Origin of the sequence: Butyrivibrio sp. XB500-5 (assembly GCF_003625505.1) — a bacterium.
In the GTDB taxonomy this organism is placed as follows: Bacteria; Bacillota; Clostridia; order Lachnospirales; family Lachnospiraceae; genus Butyrivibrio.
The window spans coordinates 88,802-107,897 of record NZ_RAIS01000007.1 but is presented as its reverse complement, the minus strand read 5'-3'; the positions used below and the strand labels follow the sequence as shown (position 1 = coordinate 107,897).

Below are 19,096 nucleotides of genomic sequence, written 5' to 3'. Positions count from 1 at the left end.
TAAACTCCTAGCCGGTCACGAGCCTTCCTATGCGGTCCGAAACCCCAATCTTGATCTCCATCCCCGCGTTGAAATCGATCGTGTCATCCAGGATTCCGTCGGAGAAAACAACTCCGTTCTCACTCATGTTGGATGTGACGATGAGCTTTTCTTGGTCCTGTATCTGCCCGTAGACAATGTCTGCCTGAGTAAATCTTCCGGGGAAAGGCTCTCTAACCTGGAAGGTCAACTGCCTTGCGCCCCAGTCGTATGTGGGCTCCGGAATGTTCTTAAGTCCGAACGCCTTGGCCATTCCGTTAAATTCCGCCATAACAGATCTGTGCCAGCCTGTCATTCCGAATCCGGTAGATACGATGATTCCCGATGATGACTGATTTTCAATTTGGTTACGATAGTTAATGTTGTATCTGGCCGAGGTGTGATTGCTTACTCCTATAAAAAAGTCGTTTACCGCGTATAGCACCTGGCCGTCCTTAGTTTCTACTTTTCCCATTGTAACACTTTTGGTATTAAATTTACCATCAATCACTCGCGGAAGTACTCTTTCGACATCGCCCGTTTCATAAGGTAAAAGAACTCCGTCCCACCTTTCGGGATCGGGATTGACGCCTACAAGGGGCTGCCCGTTAAGATACTTCATGGTGTTGGCTACAAGTCCGTCCTGTCCCACGGCTATCACTATGTCGTCTGCTCCGAAGATCATATTGGGAAGATACTCTCTGTCTATCTCCTGGAGTATGGCACAGGGGCGGACAAAGTTTCTGATAGTCTCAAGGGCCGCGTTGTAGACCTTGTCTTCTTTTTCATAATCGGAGAAGTCCGCCCCGAGGTGCTCGATATAGAATCTCGCCTGTTCAACGGTGTTGTATCTTCTCTTAAGTTCCTCATATCTTGTTCGGCGTTTTATCAAAACAACCTTGTTCATTCCCCTGTCCATAGTGTCCTCCTATTTGTTCGTCCCGCGCCGGCCGCGCGGCCTGTGGTAGCCTTCGCCCGAGTCGCCTGCGCGGCCTGTGCTGCTCAGCGCCTCTGATCGTTTACTTCTGCGCGAGCCCTGTTGTAATAGTCTGCAAAAGATCCGGTGTGATATTCAAAGTTCCGATCTTGTCGGCGTTCTCTCCAAGATTCATGAAGCCCATCGCCATGAGTGTTCCGGGATCTGTCTGAGCCATCGCGCATGCCTCGACGAGTGCGACATTGAGGTTGTTATATGCTTCGACCACAGCCCTGAGTGCATATGCCTGTTGGTCTGCCTTGATCCTCTCGTTCTCAGCCTCGAGAGCTGTGAACTCGGCGTTCTTCTTCTCGAGCTCGATCTTTCCGAGCATCTCTTCGTTTTCAAGTTCGATCTTACCTTGCATCTCCTTGGCCTCGATCCGGAGTCTCTTCGCTGCAGCCATCTCTTTTAACGCAAATTCTTTTTCCTGCTTCTCGGTGTTCATCGCAAGTTCGCTTCTAAGTGCCTTCATGCGCATCTCTTGCTCTTTTTCCTCGCGCTCTTTCTTCATGTCGAGGTCGCAGCGCAGAACGTATTGCTTCATCTCCTGCTCTTTTTCTTCCTTCTCCTTTTCCTTCTCGGCGACCTTGATCTCAGTGTTGATCTCGTTTTCCTTGATCACGCGTTCCTGCTCGATCGCCGCGTTGCGCCTCTTGTAGATCGCATCGTCCTGTTCCTTAAGGATCTGCTCTCTGGCTGCCGCTTCAAGAGCTTTCCTTGTCTCGGTTTTGGGATTGATGCCGAGGATATTTATCGCTACCACGCTCACTCCGAGCTTTGCGATCGATTCATCATTTGTAAGCGTCTCCTCTATGGTCCTCGCCATCTCGTCCGCCAGCCTTATGATCGTCCTTACGTCTCTCTTGCTGACCTCACGAATGACAATCGCCTTAATGATGTTGTTGATTCTTTTCTCCAAAAGAGCCATCTGCTCCGCGATCTTCTGCTCCGTCGGGACTTTATCCTGATATGCGAAGTCGAACATCTTTGATGCCTTGTCGTAATCCGTGATCATGTAGGTTGTAACGCCCTGAACACATACGCCCTGGTAATCTCCGGTTACAACATCGTCAAAAGCAAATGCTCCGTCAAAAGCGGTTGAGGGCGCGACCATGATGTTGGTCGTAAGGTCGTTGTACAGAACAGATAGGCCAAGTCCCTCTCTTACCACCGTTCCGTTCTTGATAACCATCACATAATCGTTGGGTTTAAATTTCATGAATTTCATACTGTGTCCTCCTTCCTCCATTAGATAAAAACTCGGTATGTAGATTCTGAAATCATTTAGTAGCATTTTGCTACTTTTCTTTTCTTGATTTTATATTAGTAGTAATTTGCTACTTTGTCAACAGTAAAAAATAAAATCCCGGAAAAATCTTTTTACAGATCTCTCCGGGATGCTTATTATCTACATTTATTCACCTTTATAATAATACTCCGCCGACAGTTTGTTGCTGGTTATCGACTTTATCTTTTCCCCTGTCGCTTCTATCTTGGGCGCCACCATCGCTCTGAAATTGGTCTTGTACAGCTTCTTTCCGAGCACAAGCTCATATAGCGCCTGAAGATCCGGAAGCGTGAACTTCTCTCCTATCATGTTAAAGGCTAGATCCGTATGCTCGAACTGCGCCTTTAATTTCAATATCGATTCTATGATGATCTCGATATGGTCAAAAGCGAGCGCCTCATCTCCAACAAGGCTTGAAACCCAGTTCTCATAGTAGGTCCGGCCGTTCTTAAAGCGCTTGTTTTGAATCTCGTATTTTATCTCAACATCTCTTTCGGCATTGATAAACTTGATCTCTCCGGGTGTGATGATAAGATCAAACCAAGCCGCATCCTGCACGCCTCCTGAGTTGTCGCCGATACCCGCGCATGTAAGTCCGCGAAGCGCATCATATCCGGTGTCCGAAACCAGCGCAAGATATGCGATCGTCATTACCCAGGTTCTCGGATCTCTTCCGGGTTTGGTGAAAGTATAGATCTGATCGAGGTATACTCCTTCAAGTCCCGTCTCCTGCGAAAGCTTACGCTGCGCCGCCTGATATGCGGTCTCATCCTTGTGCACAAAGCCTCCCGGAAGCGCCCACGTATCGATATACGGGTGCTCATCTCTTTTTACCAAAAGTATTCTGAGCGTGCTTAGATCGGGGCTTACTCCGAGCACCAAAATATCCGTCGTAACGGACGGTCTCTCGTAGTTGCCGACCTTGTAGTTTTTAAGGAATTCTTTTTCGGTTAATCCGTTTCTGTCTTTCTTCTGTGCCATCCCCACTCTCCCGAAAGTGTAAAATGAAAATCATACATACATTGTATCATTTAGTATCATCTTATGCTAAAATGTGTTGTTGCGAAATGTAATTTTGGAGATTAATTATGATTTTATCAGTACACAACATAAATAAATCTTTTGACGGAAAAGATATTTTGAAAGATGCATCTTTTCATATAGAAAATAACGAGAAGGCGGCGATCGTCGGCATCAACGGCGCGGGCAAGACCACTCTTCTCAAGATCATCATCGGCGAACTCTCCGCAGACAGCGGCGATGTGACGTTTTCCAAGGATGTGACCTGGGGGTATCTCGCGCAGAACCAGAACGTCCAGACCGAGAATACGATTTTCGAAGAGCTTGTTGAGGTCAAAAAACATGTCATCGAGCTCGAGGAAAACATCCGAGCCGCCGAGGAAGAGATGAAGCACGTTACGGGCGATGATCTCACACGCCTCATGGACAGATACACGTTCATGAACGAGCAGTTCCAGAGAATGTCCGGTTACGCGTGGCAGAGCGAAGTCACAGGTGTTGCGAAGGGCCTTGGCTTCACGGAGGACGAGCTTGATAAAAAGATCTCTACCCTTTCGGGAGGTCAAAAGACAAGAGTGGCCCTCGGTAAGCTTCTTCTCGAGAGCCCCGATCTCATAATCCTCGACGAGCCCACAAACCACCTGGATATGACATCGATCAGATGGCTTGAGAATTATCTTTTGAACTATAAAGGTGCCGTGCTTATCGTCTCGCACGACAGATATTTCCTTGATAAGATCGTAGGCAAAGTTATTGAAGTCGAGAACACGCTTGTTTCGAGCTTTGTCGGCAACTACAGCGACTATTCCGTTAAGAAGGAACAAAAGAGACTTGCGCAGTGGAGCGCATACATGAAGCAGCAGCAAGAGATCAAGCACCAGGAAGAAGTTATCGCAAAGCTCAAGTCTTTCAACCGCGAGAAGTCTATTAAGCGCGCGGAGAGCCGCGAAAAGATGCTTGAAAAGACGGTTCGTCTGGACAAGCCAATGACGATCGACGATTCCATGAAGATCACACTTAAGCCCTCTTGCGAGAGCGGAAAAGACGTCCTTGAAGCCGTGAATCTTTCGAAGTCTTTCGGAAGTCAGGAGCTCTTTTCCGGAATCAATTTTGAGATAAAAAAAGGTGAGCACGTCGCGATAATCGGTGACAACGGAACGGGTAAGACCACTCTCCTTAAGATGATAAACGGGCTTGAGAGCATCGACAGCGGCAAGATCACACTCGGAACCAAGGTTGAGATCGGTTACTACGATCAGGAGCACCACGTTCTTAATGACAACAAGACCTTGTTTGACGAGCTTCAGGATACATATCCCACGCTCAATAACACAGAGATACGAAACACTCTCGCGGCATTTCTTTTTACCGGAGATGACGTATTCAAAAGAATCGGTGACCTCTCGGGAGGTGAGAAAGGCCGCGTCAGCCTTGCAAAGCTCATGCTCTCCGACGCCAACTTCCTGATTCTCGACGAGCCGACGAACCACTTGGATATCACAAGTAAAGAGATCCTTGAGTCGGCAATCTCAGGTTACGAGGGAACCGTGCTGTACGTAAGCCACGACAGATATTTCATAAATAAGACAGCGACCAGGATTCTTGACCTTACACGCAAGAGCATGGTCAATTACATCGGAAACTACGACTACTACATCGAGCACGTCGAAGAAAAGATGCAGAACACGTTCGGAACAACTGAAACAGGCTCCGGAGCTATCGGAAGTTCCACATCTCCTTCTGCTCCGTGCGCAGCAGGCGCTTCGGGTGCAGCCGGAACTTCGACAGCTGCTACCGGCACTTCTTATGCTTCGTCAGGAAATACCGGAAGCTCAGGAAGCGATGACTACAAAGCTCAAAAAGAGGACAAGGCTAGAAGAAAGAAGCTCGAAGCCGCTCTTATGAAGTGCGAGGACGAGATTGCAAAGCTCGAAGCCAGGGACAGCGAGATCACCGAGGCCCTCTCCGATCCTTCAATCGGAACCGACCTCGCAAAGCTCCGCAAGCTCACAGACGAGCAGACCGAAATACAAGAAAAGCTCTCCGCACTCTATGACGAGTGGGAAGAGCTAAGTTCAGAATCTTAATTTAAAAGCAGGCTGTATTGATAAATGACTGCTCTAATATTTTTATGATAAATGCCGATAATATAGATAGCAATGGTTTGCGCGCTTTTTCAATGGAATGAAATCCAATGAAACGGCGCGCATTTTTATTGAAAGGGATCAATCATATGAATGTTGCATTTAATCCGGGAATTAGCTATGGAACTACGTATCGCCCTACCACCAACAAACCTGTAAGCAAAAAGGAAGCTCCTATCAGTCTTCCACCAACCGGTTATTATAAGGACCCTATACCAAGTGTATTCCACAGTAAGGAAGATTGTGGTGTAGGAGAAACATATCTTAACTGCGCTCTTTCCGGAAGCGAGGGTGACCCTAATAATTTGCCCTGCAATTTTTATAAGCCGGCTGATTATAATGAAGAAGATCCTGTATATATAGCAAGGCTTTATCCATGGGATGGTTCGGAGACTATAGTAAAAGAGATTCATCTCAAGGATGTGGATTTAACACATGCCAATAAGATTGAGACTTTTGCTTATGGGATATATCTAAAAGACAAAGGTGAGATTGCAAATCTTGATGATATTTTAACCGCATACGACCACGCGCATGATAACGCTTCCCCTTGCACAAAATCTAACCTCAATAAAGTGGATGTTATAAGTGCTATACGAGAATTTATGGAAGCAGGCCTCAAGCAGGGGTATTATAATCAGTATGTCGACTTTTTAGCATTATTTAATGCTATAGAAAGAAACAGACATTAGCGTGTATATCCGCCGACATATTCGGCATTATTATAGGCGCTTGGGAAATCCCAAGCGCCTACTTTATTCTTTGACTAAAGAAAAATACAATTCTTCAATATCTTTATCATTCTTTTTTCTCGGAGACTCATATATAACAAAACTGGCTTCATAATAAGCTCCTGGATCTATGTAGTACTTTGATTCTTCATCCCAATATTTGTACGCGGTATTATTTTTATCTATATCACTAACACAGGATCTACCGCCTTCTAAATCTTCCACAGTCATCTCAAAATCAGTCTCATCCCAGCTGTCAATCAAAGAAAGTACTTCCTGCCCACTCACCGGTCCTTGCAAATACTTATCGTACTTCTCCTTAGCCGCTGCATACTTTTCCTCAAAGTCCGCACCACCAGCGGAGGAAAAGGTACAGCCGGATAAAATTACGGACAGTAATAAAATTGTGGCGATAAATATATTGGTTCTATATTTCATCGGGAATATCATTTAATAACCTCTTTATCACATTATAATATTTCGAATCAAACTCAAAATGTCTATTGTATTCAGCTAAGACTCTTTTATACTTCTTTTTGAAGTCGTCATTAGTATCTAATTCTATATTTGTTTTGGAAGATAAAAAGGTTATTATTTCATCAAGAATACTATTTCCAAGTTCCTTATTTCCTCCAAGCCACTTAATAATTGAACGATGAAATAATCTTTGCATATTATCCCAATCGCCTTTGTCATCTAATTCCAAGACATTACTACAACGAATAATCTCCGTTGAAATATCTTCTTTTTCGAATGGTTTTCCAAGAGAATCCGAATTATCGAGTTCATCTTGCAAAACTGTTTCTCTAAAATCCAAATCTAAACTTAACCCATTGCAATACACAACAATAATTATCCCCAATGGCCTTTGTGTGCTGTCTTTTTATAAACTGACCCCTTCAGGATCGCCTTACAATGATTGCTAGTAAAAAAATCATACGCGTAAGCCAAAAAATCTTTATGAATATTTGACGGACATTTTTCCAATAATTCTTTTTTATCAATCATAATTATCTTTTCTCGTTCTCAAAATTCAAAGCGACCAGTTCATCAAACGGAACTGCTTTCTTATCGGCATTATCAATGATGCACTCATTTGCCGCGGCTTATTTTGCGGCTTGCCGGGCTCGTCCGGCTTTCGCGGAATTGGCGTTATCATAGTATTTTATACATGGCTATTTCATCCAGACATTCTCCATCATCCAACCGGAAGGCTCCGGGAATACATCCGCTCTCAATAAAGCCCATCTTTTTATACAATGATCTCGCAGGCGTATTATCAGATAATACACCAAGCTCCATGTATTCATATCCGACATCTTTAGCAAACTTAATCGCTTTTTCCATCAGAATTGTTCCCAATCCGCAGCCTTGAAACTCTTTTCTTACTGCCAATCCCACATAGCAGCGATGAGCGGTTTTTCTGCCTTTTCCGACACCGCGTATCGCTATATTTCCGATTATCCTATCGTTATGGAGAATAGAGATCATTCCCTGCCTTTCATCATTGGCCAGAGCGCTCTGACGATTCTTCTCCGCCATGATCTCATTTTCCGACAGTCCTATCTCATCGCCGTACCTAGACATATAGTGAGTTTCGTCCGATACCTGCTTCATGAAATCAAGATACTCCTTTGCATAAGCAGGTCCGATAGATAATATCTGTAATTCTGTTCCGTTTTTGCAATTAAATTTTTCTGCCTCTAAATTCATGATCTGTTCTCCCCTGTTTGTATGCCTTAAGATCATTTATACAAGATCATATATCCGCCGATCTCTTCGGTGACGTAGCCGCCAAAGTCGCTAAGCTCCGAGCACTCAGCCTTGCTTAGGACAAAAACATCGTCGCTGTACTTGTCCGCAATGACCGAACCCGCGAGCGCGTCATCCGGCAGGCCAAAGACAAAGTTGCCGTAGCTTTCGGCCACTCTGAATTCCGCGTCGGGATCTTTGTAGACAACAGTGTTGTGGAAGTCGACGGGCGAATAGTTCGTGTAGTAGAGCGCCAGCATGAACGGTGATGAAAGCCCGTCGTACGTTGAGTACACGGTCCTGTCGTCGCCCGCGATCTCGTAGGCGCGCACCATCGCGTCGCCGTAGCCCGGCATGAACACGTCCGCCGCTTTATCGCTAAAGTCAGTAAAGTAATCCTTGGCAAAAGAAATTGCTGCAAGAAGCACGATCACGCAAAGCGCGTAAAAGAGCTTCTTGGAATTCACAAGTACAAACTCCGCACCCTTTACGAAGTAAAAGATTAAAGGAAGGTACATCATTACCATCCTGCTCGCGTCCGCCTTGATCGCAATCGCCATTACAAAGCAAGCGATCAGAAGTGTAGACCACACGGCGTTCATAGAATAAAGCGCATCCGCATCAGAAGCGTAGCCTGCATCGCCGCCCGAAGCCGCAGCCGCATCAGCGCCATCGCCGCCGGAAGCCGCATCGTCGCGCGCCTTCGCGCACAGCTCCTTCACTCCAATCGCAATCCCGATAAACACGATCGGGAAGGTGAAGACGTAGAGCATCCAGTAGCCGGGATAGAAATGGCAAAACATCTCGTGCTTGTCGCTGATAGTGAGGGCAACAAGGAGAGTTTTCGCGTTATCGAAGAGCTGACCAAAGAAGCCGGGCCCCGGAGTTAAGAAGACCTCGCCCGTCCTTGAAGCCGTGAATTTATTTACAGAGAAATGCTCCGTGATGATCTCGGGAAGCCCAAGGTAATTGACCGCGTAGAACACAAAGAGCGGCGCAAAGATCACCATGAACGTGACGCCCGAAGCTATAAGCTGCTTAACGCTGAGGACCTTTTTCCTAAGGCAGATGATGCAGATCAAAAGCAAATGCAGCGGCACAACGATCGTCGCCGAGCCGTAGCTGTACATGCAGACCGCATACATCGCCGCGCTCAGGCAATACAGCAAAGTGCTCCTCTTCCTGATCGCAAGCATAAAAAGATAAACCGCAAGGCCCAGCGTAAACGGCATGATGTTGCTGTCCAGAGTCCATCTGGAAAGAATCACATGCCACGGGCAGATCGCGAGAAAAGCCGCACCGAAAAGACTGATCTCGTTTGAGAAAGCTCTTTTGCCCGAAATCTCTTTTAAAATACCGAAGAAAACAGGGATCGTGAGGATGCCACAAATTGCAGGAATCATGCGGAGTTTAACGATGCCTGTTCCGAACAGTTTAATCGAAAGCACGTTGAGATAGATAAGAAGCGGGCTTCCGCCGCCGGGGCCCCAAGTGATGGGATATACGGGATATGCGTAGCCATTGCGGTCAATGCTGAACTTCGCGATCGCGTATGCGTCGTAGCCGATCGATGCTTCGTCCGGCGCAAGTCCCAAGGGCACACGGCCCAGTAAAAAGAGCCTTAGAAACGCCGCCACCGCGATGATAACCGCCAGCGCAATATACGTCGCTTTAGAAGACAATCCGCCCGCGCAGCCACCGGAGCCCACGCCCGCGCCGTCGCCGTCGAAGCCGCGACCACCGTCTAAGATGCCTCGCTCCCTCTTTTTCCCAATTACAAAAGCTGCCGCGCCCATAAGGACGCAGGCAGCCGTAGCTATACAATTGTATATGTCAATTATTCTCATATTTTTCCCCAACGCTCATCATTCAAACCGGGTCAAGCCGATAAAACGATGGCCTCCGCTATCATCTGGCATTCATTGCCGCATTCCAATCCGGAATTCCCATGATGGCTGCCGAGCGCTGAACATATGCGCCCGCGTTGGCGCCGTTCATCTGCTGATAGAACTCGAACGCAAGCTTTCTCGTGCCGTCCTGACCTGTAAGTCCAACCGACAATCCCTGCGCAACCTCAACGGGATAATCCGTCTGTCTATTAAAGACTATCATATTTATGTAACGATTGGTAGCCGCTCTTTGATAAGCGTAAACAATCGCTGCAGCCTGAGCTTCGTCGCCCTGCGTTGATGAGTATCCAACCTCTGTCAAAAGAATCGGCCTTACCGCGCCCTTAGTGTTTCTCATTCCGGGCTGGCACATGAAGTCGGTAAGCTGCTCGATGTTTTCCATAGAAAGATAAGGAGTATCGATCGTATGCTGGATCATAGCCGCAGCCTTTTCACTCTTTGGTGTCCAGAAGCTTGTCCAGTTCATAGGATAATTGTAAGGATGCTCAGCGAGCGCCCAGTCAAAGTTACCCTGAGAGCAAATGATACCGTTCATAACCTCAAGCATGCTTCTTGCCGAGAAATATGAAGGATTGTTGATTGCTGTCCAGTTCTGGTCAAAACTTGCGCAAACATAAGCATTGGCGTTCTTACTGCGGATCGCTGTATAGCAAACTCTGAGCGCATCAGCGTAAAGCTGCGCGTACTGCGCCTCATCGGAAACATTGGTGTGATTCCAGATATTCTTGGCGTTGACCTCGTTACCGACAACCCAGTTGTCGACCTGTCCGAAACCGTTCTGACCGTTATATCTGTAAGCAAGATAAGTCACAACAGCCTCGAGGTTCTCAAGCCCCGCATCCTCAGAAGTGTTCATCATGTAGTAATTACCGCTTCCGCCTCTTGAGAAAGGTGAGATCATGAATTCCTCGCCGGGCACTGCCGGGTTCAAAAGAACTATCGTAACACCCATACCCTGCTGGGTACTTGTTCTTATCGCATGATCGTACTGACTAAGATATGCGGAATCATAGTTGTATGTCTTTCCGTTATACTCGAAAACAACGCCCCCGTTTCCACCGATAACGTCCTCAAGATTGATGTTGTATGCAGCCTGCTGAACTCCAAGCTGTGAAGCCTCTGTATTGCCGTTACCGATCTTGGCACCGTCAAGGATAAGGCCCTTTTTACCGTTATTCTTTCTTGCAGGTGATCCTACCGCCAGTACCTCGGGATTGGAGATGTAGCGCACTCCGGAAACAGGAACAAAAGCTCCGCCCTGAAGAACCGCAACCTGAAACTTATCATATAAATGGCATGAAGCAGTCTTATTCGCAAGGTCAAAAGAGAACTGTACCTGCGCTCCCATCGGAACAGATGCCACGGGTGATCCTGCAGGGCCAGGCTGATAAACTTTCTCAGCAAAAAGATAGAACTTACCGTCGTCACTGTCAGGAAGTTCCGGAGCTGATGCGGTTACTATAACTTTTTCACCCGCAATCTGTGCTGAACCTACATTTACCTGTCCTAAGCCTGCCGCCTTTGCATCGATCGCAAAAGGAGAAAAGCCACCAATAAGCAATGCACTTAACGCAATGCCACAAAGTGTTGAAAAGATTTTCTTTGTCATAAAAGACCCCTCTAAAATTTTATATTTATCGCATTTCGCGACATGAGCAAAAATATATAGGTGTCAAAATTTTGTTTTGGCACCTACACCATTTTAAATTTGAAGCCTAAATAAATCAACAAATATGTACAAGAATTAATATAATGTTTACATTTCAATAATCCACCTTCATAAGGCAAAGTCCCATCGGAGGCGCTGTCGGACCGGCTTCCTGTCTGCTCTTCGCTTCCAGGATCTCTTTTACCCTATCGGCAGTTATATTTCCGTAACCGACTTCCAATAAAGTACCGGTAAGAATGCGGACCATGTTCTGCAAAAAGCCGTTTCCGTGAAAATAGAACCTGATATAATTGCCGCTTTCCTCTATCTTGATGTTGTCAACGCACCTAACCGTCGACTTCTTCATCTTGTTATTGCCGCAAAAGCTCTTGAAATCATGCGTTCCGATAAGATGCTCAGCTGCCTCTCTCATCTTTTCCGCGTCGGGCCTTTGCTCAAGTATCGTCACATATTTCCTGTCAAAAACAGGCTTTTGTGCGCCGTACCAGCATGTATATCTGTAGGTCTTACCTAGCGCATTGTACCTTGCATGGAATCTGTCGGAGCAGACCCTGACCTCATTGACGCTGATATCATCGGGAAGATACTGATTCATATAGCTCTGAATCTCATCCTCGGTCATATCCGTATCAAGCGCAGCGTTCGCCGTCATCGCACGCGCATGAACGCCCGCGTCAGTCCTACCCGCACCGATGATGTTAAAAGTCTCATCGTCCGGAATGTTCGTCATCTTCCTAAGGACTGACTCTAACTTCCCCTGAATCGTCATGTCTTTTCCTGGCTGTCTCTCCCAACCGTAAAACCTTGTTCCGTCGTAACTTATGATAAACTTGTAGTTTCTTTTCATATTCTGTCTTTCCTTTATAGTTGCGCCGTTTCGTGTGAACATACATGAATTCCCGCGTAAGAACCACACACATAAAAATAGTTTACCATGGTTTCCGTCCTTGATGTATAATAACTTGTAATTGTCAGTTCGAAACCTTCCTGACATTAAACAAAACTAAAGGAGACAAACATGAATAACAAAAGCGTACTATTTATCACTCAGGCTGCTGTGATCGCAGCTATCTACGTAGTTTTGACACACATCGCAAACACACTGGGACTGGCAAATCAAGCTATCCAGGTGCGTTTCTCTGAGGCACTTACGATCCTGCCTTACTTCACACCGGCAGCAATCCCCGGACTTTTCGTAGGATGCATAATCGCCAACATAACAACAGGCTGCATGCCCCTCGACACAGTATTCGGATCTATCGCAACACTTCTTGGAGCACTCGGCACGTACTATATCGCCCACGGCCTTAAGAAGCCCACCGATCCCGGCTTCTATCCTTCAAACAAAGTAAAGACCTGGCTCAGCCCCGTTCCTCCGATATTAGCAAACACGATCATCGTACCTTTCGTCATCAAGTATGTTTACGGCTCTGAAGGAACAATCCCCTTCTTCATGCTCACAGTCGGAATCGGCGAGATCATATCATGCTTCGTACTCGGCATGATCCTATTGTTTGCACTGAATAAAAGAAAGGACGCTATATTCTATGGGCAGTAAATTAATAAAAGTAGCTTAATACCGTTCAAGAATCGTCTGAAGTCTCCGAATCTGTTTCGAATGGATCAAGCTTTTACCGGATCAGGATTTCACCCTTGACCAATTTATGGGATGGATGGAAATCGCGAATTGATTCTGGCATTCCCCGGCATTCTCTGGGGCCATTCAGAATGCAAACTCATGACGAGTATTTTTATATAGATAAAAATAACGAGGTAAAGTCGATTTTTACAATAGAATCTGATTCCGGAATGAGCAACTTCGCCTTTAGTGTTATGGGTAAAAATTTGGGTGAATCAGATGAATTTGGAGATAAATATAGCGCAATAGAAAGCGAATACCAAAAAGCTATGGATGACTGTTTTGAATGCAAGTTTATATCCATGGATGAGTTTAATGAGATAAAAAAGAAACGATTAGAAGCTGTCGGTGCACCTGAAGAAGTAATCGATGGTGAAGAATTAGATTTCACTACAATCTACCGTGGAAAATAAAAAATGCCTCTCTCGTCAGCACACGAGAGAGGTTTTTTTCAATAACGCATTTTCATCGTGATCGGATACTCTTTTCCAAGCATATTATATATGTTTCTTATATTACCGGATAATATCGCTCTACTCCTGCTATTACCGTATGATTGAAGAAAAACCGGAAACTTTATCCGGATATCATTGGATACTTTTACTATCACATTCTCAAGTTCTTCTTCCGACATTTCTTCTTTTATTACATTACTCAGTGCACTTATATGTTCATTCCTAAATTCCCTAAGTAATTCAAACTCTTTATCTTCTATGTCGGATGGCACAAATGATATTATCTCATTCTTATTCCTTTCGCTGATCTTTTTAATATCAAAAAAATCTTTTGCTAAATTCTTTATCATTACATCAGGAAGTTTAAAACGATATACTCCTTCCATCTTCTTATCCTTAAAGCCAAACTCCCTTATATAAGAAATCTGCAGGAGTATGAAGATGCAATGGATAAGGAGGTTCTCGCTAATGGATAACATACAGACATTAAAGACAAACGCCAAAACTCTCGGACTTATACAGACCAGAAACACTCTTGAAAAGCTCATTCATACTGCTGAGTCTGAAGAACAGAGCTATACTGCATTCCTGGATAATGTATTCAGTTCTGAGATCAAATACCGTCAGGATAAGGCACAGGAAAAACGTATTAAAGAAGCAGGCTTCCCTTATCCGAAGTATCTTAAGGATTTTGATCTTGGCTTTTGTAAATCAATAACAAAGAAACAGTTTAATCAGCTTTCTGAGCTCACATGGATAGAGGGTGTGTATAACCTGATACTGTCAGGACCGCCCGGAGTCGGTAAGACACATCTTGCAATAGCTCTTGCCTATCATGCGTGCGAGCACGGATATAAAGCCAGTTATACAACAATGCAGTCACTTATGCAGTGCCTGAGAACGGAGGAAATAGACAGACGAAGCAGAGTTAAGATAAACAGAATAAAGAAATCGCATCTTCTTGTTATCGATGAAGTCGGTTACCTCCCGATAACGGCGGCTGAGGGCAACCTGTTCTTCCAACTCATCTCAGAGCTGCAGGAGCAGACATCAATAATAATAACTACAAACAAAGGGTTTGAGGAATGGGCGGAATTCCTTGACGATCCGGCACTTGCTACTGCCATCCTGGACAGGCTTTCATATCAGTGCGACAGGATTAAGATGTCAGGAAAAAGCTACCGACTTGAAAACCGTAAATCATTTCTGAAGGGAGATAACAAAGATAATGTTCAGTGAAAACATTTCAGCTGAGATGCAGGAAATACTCGAGCTTGAGTTACATAGATATAAAAGAGAAATAGGCCATATGACCAAGGAGGAATGGAATCTTCTTGTAGATTGGGTACATTCTGGCCACAGTCCATACATGAACGGAGATGGTATTTTTGATGATGATGGATGGCCGTTAGATTATATCAATACTCTTCGTTTCTGGGATGCTCAGAAGGAATCGAGTGACAGTATAAGTGAAGAACAGAAAAAGGCTGCTGAGATTATTGAATATGATGGTTTCATCTTTCAAGAAGGCTTTATTGAGAGTTTAGATATACAGCTTAAATGAGCTTCTTTAATGTATTAGACCATGTTAAAATTTAGAGTAGTTTTTTGCATGGAGGAAAGATACTTGGGAAAAGCAAAATTTTATTATAAGAATAATAATGCTCCTAAACCAAACACACCCAATCATATAGGTGCAACTATTCTGATTTTTAACAAAGGAAAGGTTTTGCTGGAATCACGCACAGATAGTGATCGGTGGGCTTTCATAGGTGGAGGTTTATTCCTTACAGAAACACTTATGGAATGCGTCATACGAGAGACGAAAGAAGAAACTGGGCTACAGCTACAAGAACATGCTATTGTGTTCAAAAAGCTATTTGATGATCCTTCAATTATCATAGAATACCCAGATGGGAATATCATTAGAAGCATGATGGCGGTATATCAAACAGAATTAAAAGAAGAACCTACACTTCAATGTAGCGAAGAGTCAAAAGAATTGCGATTCTTCACTCCAGATGAGCTCAAAACAATAAATATAGTAGAGACTCATAAACCGATTTTAGAAGAATTCTTTCCAGAAGTGTTTATTAAAGAACAGTAATAATATATGTAGCCCACGGGTGATAACCCGTGAGCTACATGTAAAAAAGTGATGGTTTTTAACTGCCAAAAACTGCTGGTTCTTAACTGCCAAAAAACGATGGAAATAAACTGCCAAAATTTGCTGGTTTCTACTTGCCGTTTACATTTTTATTCTCATACTCATATTTTATTACTTTTTATGCAGTTTTACCCGCTATTTTGCTCTATTTTTATTGTAAATAATAAATCATTGTAGACAACCATCCACTCATAAAAAAGCACACACATTTGTATTCCAACAAATGTGTGTGCTTTTCTAATATCTTTATTCTCTTTTCACCCCAACGCCACGTCTAAGATCATCATGAGGACAAAGCCCATGGCGAAGGCGACGGTTCCGGTGTTGGTGTGCTTGCCGACTGACATTTCGGGGATGAGCTCCTCGACTACGACGTACATCATGGCTCCGGCTGCAAAAGCAAGCATATAGGGAAGGACCTGAACTACGATGGCTGCCGCAAATATCGTGATGATAGATGCAATCGGCTCTACGATTCCGGAGAAGGCTCCGTAGAGGAAGGTCTTTCCTTTGTTCATGCCCTCTGCTTTGAGGGGCATTGATACGATCGCGCCCTCAGGGAAGTTCTGGATCGCGATACCGATTGCGAGGACGAGGGCTGCGGTTCTGCTGACAGCCACGTGTCCGGAAAGCCATCCGGCGTAGATGACACCTACAGCCATTCCCTCAGGGATGTTGTGAAGTGTTACCGCAAGTATGAGCTTTGTGGTTCTCTTGAGCTTACTGCCTGTCGGGCCCTCGGATACATTATCCATGTGCATATGCGGAGTAACGATATCAAGGAAGAGGACAAAGCCGATTCCTATCAAAAATCCTATAGCTGCGGGCATATATGCAAACTTGCCGTATTCGGTGCTTGCTTCTATCGAAGGCTGCAAGAGGCTCCAGAATGAAGCTGCCACCATGACTCCTGCGGCAAAGCCCGTAAGTATCTTTTTAAGTCTTTCAGAAATGTCATCTTTTAAAAAGAAGACCATTGCAGCGCCGAGCGCCGTTCCCAAGAAGGGAATAAGTATTCCGATAATAATTTCGCTTCTCATCTTAAGTGTTCCCAATCCTACTGTCTATACTAATGATAATGATTCTCAGTAACATACAGACAGTAATCTATCACGTATGCAAGGAACAGTCAAACTTAAGGCAGGCTATACTCGTCTTCCAATTCCAAGATCCGCTTCTCTTTGAAGCTTCGTTGTAACAGGCCCCATATATTTCTTCGCGGTTTCTAATATATGTTTCTCATTTCCCAGTATTTCCAACGTTGTTATCGAGAATACATTATTTAGATAGTCATCCGCATTAACACTGACATCCTCAAAATAATCAAAGATTTCCTGAAGCTTCTCTTTATCTGTATCCTTTTCCAAAAGATCAATAACGTTAGGCATTATAATATCTTCAATAAATACCGTGGACAATAATTCTTCATATTCAGCTATATGTTTTTCTTTCTCACCGACTGTTGCCGGAAAAAACTGAGCCATTTTATCAATAAAATTCTCAAATGTCATATTGGTATTCAGCCTCGTCTATGCAAAAGCTAAAGCATTAGTAATTTCCTAATGGATATAGTTCTTCATCACTAGTAATATAATCGCAATTATATAGATCTTTAAGCTTCATACTATATTATTGATTTTCTGTTTAGATTAAAAATATCAATATCTGCTTCTTCAAACTTATCCTCTAAAGCCTCCCAACCATTAGCTATGGCATACTCCTTCTCTTGATCCGAAATAGGAACAGATAATAACCATGCAATTTTTCTATCTCCTTGCACAAGTGATTCAAATCCTTCCCACAAAAAAGGATTCCCCAAATAAATATGTTTCATTTCTGAATTGGTGTTTGATATTACGTTCTGAATAATCTGTCCATACTCACAATGGTTATTTTTCATTATCTCAAACGCAGTAGAAGCAAGGATATTCGCAAAACAATCTTCCTTTTCATCACATGCACCTAATAGTTCTACTCTTAGTTTATAATTATCGCTTACTAGACCTATATCGCAGTCAGACAAACCAATAGTCGCATAAGAAATAACTCCTCGGCATGGCCTATCAACACATGACAAAATATCTATGCAATTTTTTTCATTATCATCCCAGTATCGAAAAACTTGTGGCTTTCCACCTATAACTTCAAGTTCCTTTTGTATAAGTTTATTCATTCTAATCATTATATAGTTTTCTTTATCGAAGATCATTTACGGGGATCTCGTAGATATTTTTCACATTGCAAGTTGTCGGAACTAATGCAAAGTACTGTTGGTCGTTATCTAAGGTGAAGGTTACTACTTTCATCTCTTTATCTTTATTCCAGTATGGATCTAGTACTTCACATTCAGCTTCCTTTTCTTTTATGACTCATCACTAGCCATGCCATACGATAGAATATCGAAATTCAAAGAACAATTAAGCTTCGAAAGTTTTTCAATAATATCAGCCGGAACAGAGTATCCAATTTCTGCGTAATCTGAACGCATATATACAGTAATGCTCACTTCCTCATATTTTCGAATCAACTCATTAATATAATCCGCCTTACTAGATAGCTTATCTGTCAGTGCGTTCAAGCATTCCAAATATTCCTTTTCGTCGTTATATTGAGTCTTATACATCCATCTATTTTTAGGAGCTTTTTTATCCAATACTATTACATCACCTTTGTTTACAACCTTAGTAGGCTGTAATTCATCGCCAAAATCAATGTATAAAGGATTGGTATCTGCAACATCAAAAACGATCTCACCATTAATCATCTTTAAATCTCATTTATCCTGTTATATTTTTATATTCGTTAGCCAACTCAAGCAATTCTTGATACATAAAGTTTTGACTAGTAATATAATCGCAATTATATAGATCTTTTATCTTCATAGCTTAGCTCGTCTTATTATTTTGGAAATGTATAAATCTTTCTGTTTCTTTCCTTAACTTAGGATCTACATCCTCCCTTGTCAGTACATTTTCCATTTCATGCATATATATTTCTCGGTTTTCTAAATTACTGTCATTTAAAATTCTATTTAACATCCAAATTGTATGGATTATAGGCTTTCTTTTTATAGATAGTAATAATTCCTTCTCGTATCCTTTTTTATAATACTTTTCCATAAAATGAACGACGGGCCCAGGCATTCCATAGTCTAAATTTGGATTATTCTCCATCAAACTAAAAATGTCACTAAAATAATTGAGTGGCTCGTCTTCTTCTATGATTCTAGTAAGTATTTCATGAGTTTCGGTGAAATTCTCATCCAAAATTGCCTTTTTTAGATCTTCCGAGTATTTCATTTATTTCCTTCCGCTTACATTCAAG

At 43.4% G+C, this 19,096-nt stretch carries 22 protein-coding genes; 7 read left to right on the top strand and 15 right to left on the bottom strand.

Features of this window, described 5'->3' with window-relative positions; all coding sequences use genetic code 11:
- Positions 1–7: 7 nt before the first annotated feature.
- From D6856_RS12720 to D6856_RS12710, 3 genes are all read right to left on the bottom strand, one after another.
- Positions 8–937, bottom strand: a complete 930-nt coding sequence (locus tag D6856_RS12720; protein WP_120687207.1) for a sugar kinase — start codon at positions 935–937, stop codon at positions 8–10.
- Between the two features lie 100 nt (positions 938–1,037).
- Complete coding sequence (locus tag D6856_RS12715; protein WP_158588942.1) at positions 1,038–2,225, bottom strand: SPFH domain-containing protein; 1,188 nt, start codon at positions 2,223–2,225, stop codon at positions 1,038–1,040.
- A 186-nt stretch (positions 2,226–2,411) separates the two neighbouring features.
- Positions 2,412–3,266: an NUDIX hydrolase gene (locus tag D6856_RS12710; protein ID WP_120687205.1), complete on the bottom strand. Its 855-nt coding sequence runs from the start codon at positions 3,264–3,266 to the stop codon at positions 2,412–2,414.
- Between the two features lie 107 nt (positions 3,267–3,373).
- Between D6856_RS12710 and D6856_RS12705 the strand changes: the two genes are divergently transcribed.
- Both D6856_RS12705 and D6856_RS12700 read left to right on the top strand, forming a co-directional pair.
- Complete coding sequence (locus D6856_RS12705) at positions 3,374–5,392, top strand: ABC-F family ATP-binding cassette domain-containing protein (RefSeq protein WP_120687204.1); 2,019 nt, start codon at positions 3,374–3,376, stop codon at positions 5,390–5,392.
- Between the two features lie 146 nt (positions 5,393–5,538).
- Complete coding sequence (locus D6856_RS12700; protein ID WP_120687203.1) at positions 5,539–6,141, top strand: hypothetical protein; 603 nt, start codon at positions 5,539–5,541, stop codon at positions 6,139–6,141.
- A gap of 63 nt (positions 6,142–6,204) precedes the next feature.
- Here the strand turns inward: D6856_RS12700 and D6856_RS12695 are convergent, their stop codons facing one another.
- From D6856_RS12695 to truA, 6 genes are all read right to left on the bottom strand, one after another.
- A complete protein-coding gene (locus tag D6856_RS12695; RefSeq protein ID WP_120687202.1) occupies positions 6,205–6,630 on the bottom strand; it encodes a hypothetical protein in 426 nt (141 codons plus the stop codon).
- Complete coding sequence (locus D6856_RS12690) at positions 6,608–6,997, bottom strand: hypothetical protein (protein ID WP_147367843.1); 390 nt, start codon at positions 6,995–6,997, stop codon at positions 6,608–6,610. Before D6856_RS12690 ends, D6856_RS12695 begins: the two co-directional genes overlap by 23 nt.
- Before the next feature lie 338 nt (positions 6,998–7,335).
- Positions 7,336–7,893 (bottom strand): GNAT family N-acetyltransferase, encoded by a 558-nt coding sequence (locus D6856_RS12685; RefSeq protein WP_158588941.1) that lies wholly within the window; start codon positions 7,891–7,893, stop codon positions 7,336–7,338.
- A gap of 32 nt (positions 7,894–7,925) precedes the next feature.
- Positions 7,926–9,779, bottom strand: a complete 1,854-nt coding sequence (locus tag D6856_RS12680) for an ArnT family glycosyltransferase (RefSeq protein WP_120687199.1) — start codon at positions 9,777–9,779, stop codon at positions 7,926–7,928.
- 61 nt (positions 9,780–9,840) lie between these two features.
- Entirely contained in the window at positions 9,841–11,451 is a 1,611-nt protein-coding gene (locus D6856_RS12675; RefSeq protein WP_120687198.1) for a DUF5722 domain-containing protein, read from the bottom strand.
- 154 nt (positions 11,452–11,605) lie between these two features.
- On the bottom strand, positions 11,606–12,358 hold the full coding sequence (gene truA, locus D6856_RS12670) for a tRNA pseudouridine(38-40) synthase TruA (protein WP_120687197.1): 753 nt from the start codon (positions 12,356–12,358) through the stop codon (positions 11,606–11,608).
- Positions 12,359–12,529: 171 nt separating this feature from the next.
- Between truA and D6856_RS12665 the strand changes: the two genes are divergently transcribed.
- Both D6856_RS12665 and D6856_RS12660 read left to right on the top strand, forming a co-directional pair.
- Positions 12,530–13,069 carry a QueT transporter family protein gene (locus D6856_RS12665; RefSeq protein ID WP_120687196.1) on the top strand — a complete coding sequence of 180 codons (540 nt, stop codon included), beginning with the start codon at positions 12,530–12,532 and terminating at the stop codon, positions 13,067–13,069.
- A 170-nt stretch (positions 13,070–13,239) separates the two neighbouring features.
- Positions 13,240–13,563, top strand: a complete 324-nt coding sequence (locus D6856_RS12660) for a hypothetical protein (protein WP_120687195.1) — start codon at positions 13,240–13,242, stop codon at positions 13,561–13,563.
- Between the two features lie 38 nt (positions 13,564–13,601).
- On the opposite strand, the gene D6856_RS12655 is transcribed toward D6856_RS12660, so the two are convergent.
- Entirely contained in the window at positions 13,602–13,991 is a 390-nt protein-coding gene (locus tag D6856_RS12655; RefSeq protein ID WP_120687194.1) for a hypothetical protein, read from the bottom strand.
- An 82-nt stretch (positions 13,992–14,073) separates the two neighbouring features.
- On the opposite strand from D6856_RS12655, the gene istB reads away from it, so the two are divergent.
- The 3 genes from istB to D6856_RS12640 all read left to right on the top strand — a co-directional run bounded on the left by istB (position 14,074) and on the right by D6856_RS12640 (position 15,712).
- Positions 14,074–14,844, top strand: coding sequence for an IS21-like element helper ATPase IstB (gene istB, locus D6856_RS12650; RefSeq protein ID WP_120687193.1), 771 nt, complete (start codon positions 14,074–14,076; stop codon positions 14,842–14,844).
- On the top strand, positions 14,834–15,169 hold the full coding sequence (locus D6856_RS12645; protein ID WP_120687192.1) for a hypothetical protein: 336 nt from the start codon (positions 14,834–14,836) through the stop codon (positions 15,167–15,169). Before istB ends, D6856_RS12645 begins: the two co-directional genes overlap by 11 nt.
- A gap of 63 nt (positions 15,170–15,232) precedes the next feature.
- Positions 15,233–15,712, top strand: a complete 480-nt coding sequence (locus tag D6856_RS12640; RefSeq protein WP_158588940.1) for an NUDIX domain-containing protein — start codon at positions 15,233–15,235, stop codon at positions 15,710–15,712.
- Between the two features lie 317 nt (positions 15,713–16,029).
- Here D6856_RS12640 and D6856_RS12635 read toward each other — a convergent pair whose 3' ends face one another.
- The 5 genes from D6856_RS12635 to D6856_RS12615 all read right to left on the bottom strand — a co-directional run bounded on the left by D6856_RS12635 (position 16,030) and on the right by D6856_RS12615 (position 19,071).
- Positions 16,030–16,812 (bottom strand): ZIP family metal transporter, encoded by a 783-nt coding sequence (locus tag D6856_RS12635; RefSeq protein WP_120687190.1) that lies wholly within the window; start codon positions 16,810–16,812, stop codon positions 16,030–16,032.
- A 105-nt stretch (positions 16,813–16,917) separates the two neighbouring features.
- Positions 16,918–17,283 carry a DUF7674 family protein gene (locus tag D6856_RS12630; protein ID WP_120687189.1) on the bottom strand — a complete coding sequence of 122 codons (366 nt, stop codon included), beginning with the start codon at positions 17,281–17,283 and terminating at the stop codon, positions 16,918–16,920.
- Between the two features lie 113 nt (positions 17,284–17,396).
- The gene (locus D6856_RS12625; RefSeq protein ID WP_243114091.1) at positions 17,397–17,981 is read right to left on the bottom strand and encodes a suppressor of fused domain protein; all 585 of its coding nucleotides are present in this window, start codon (positions 17,979–17,981) and stop codon (positions 17,397–17,399) included.
- Positions 17,982–18,134: 153 nt separating this feature from the next.
- Positions 18,135–18,536: a DUF4279 domain-containing protein gene (locus D6856_RS12620; RefSeq protein ID WP_120687188.1), complete on the bottom strand. Its 402-nt coding sequence runs from the start codon at positions 18,534–18,536 to the stop codon at positions 18,135–18,137.
- A gap of 121 nt (positions 18,537–18,657) precedes the next feature.
- On the bottom strand, positions 18,658–19,071 hold the full coding sequence (locus D6856_RS12615) for a hypothetical protein (protein ID WP_120687187.1): 414 nt from the start codon (positions 19,069–19,071) through the stop codon (positions 18,658–18,660).
- Positions 19,072–19,096 lie beyond the last annotated feature (25 nt).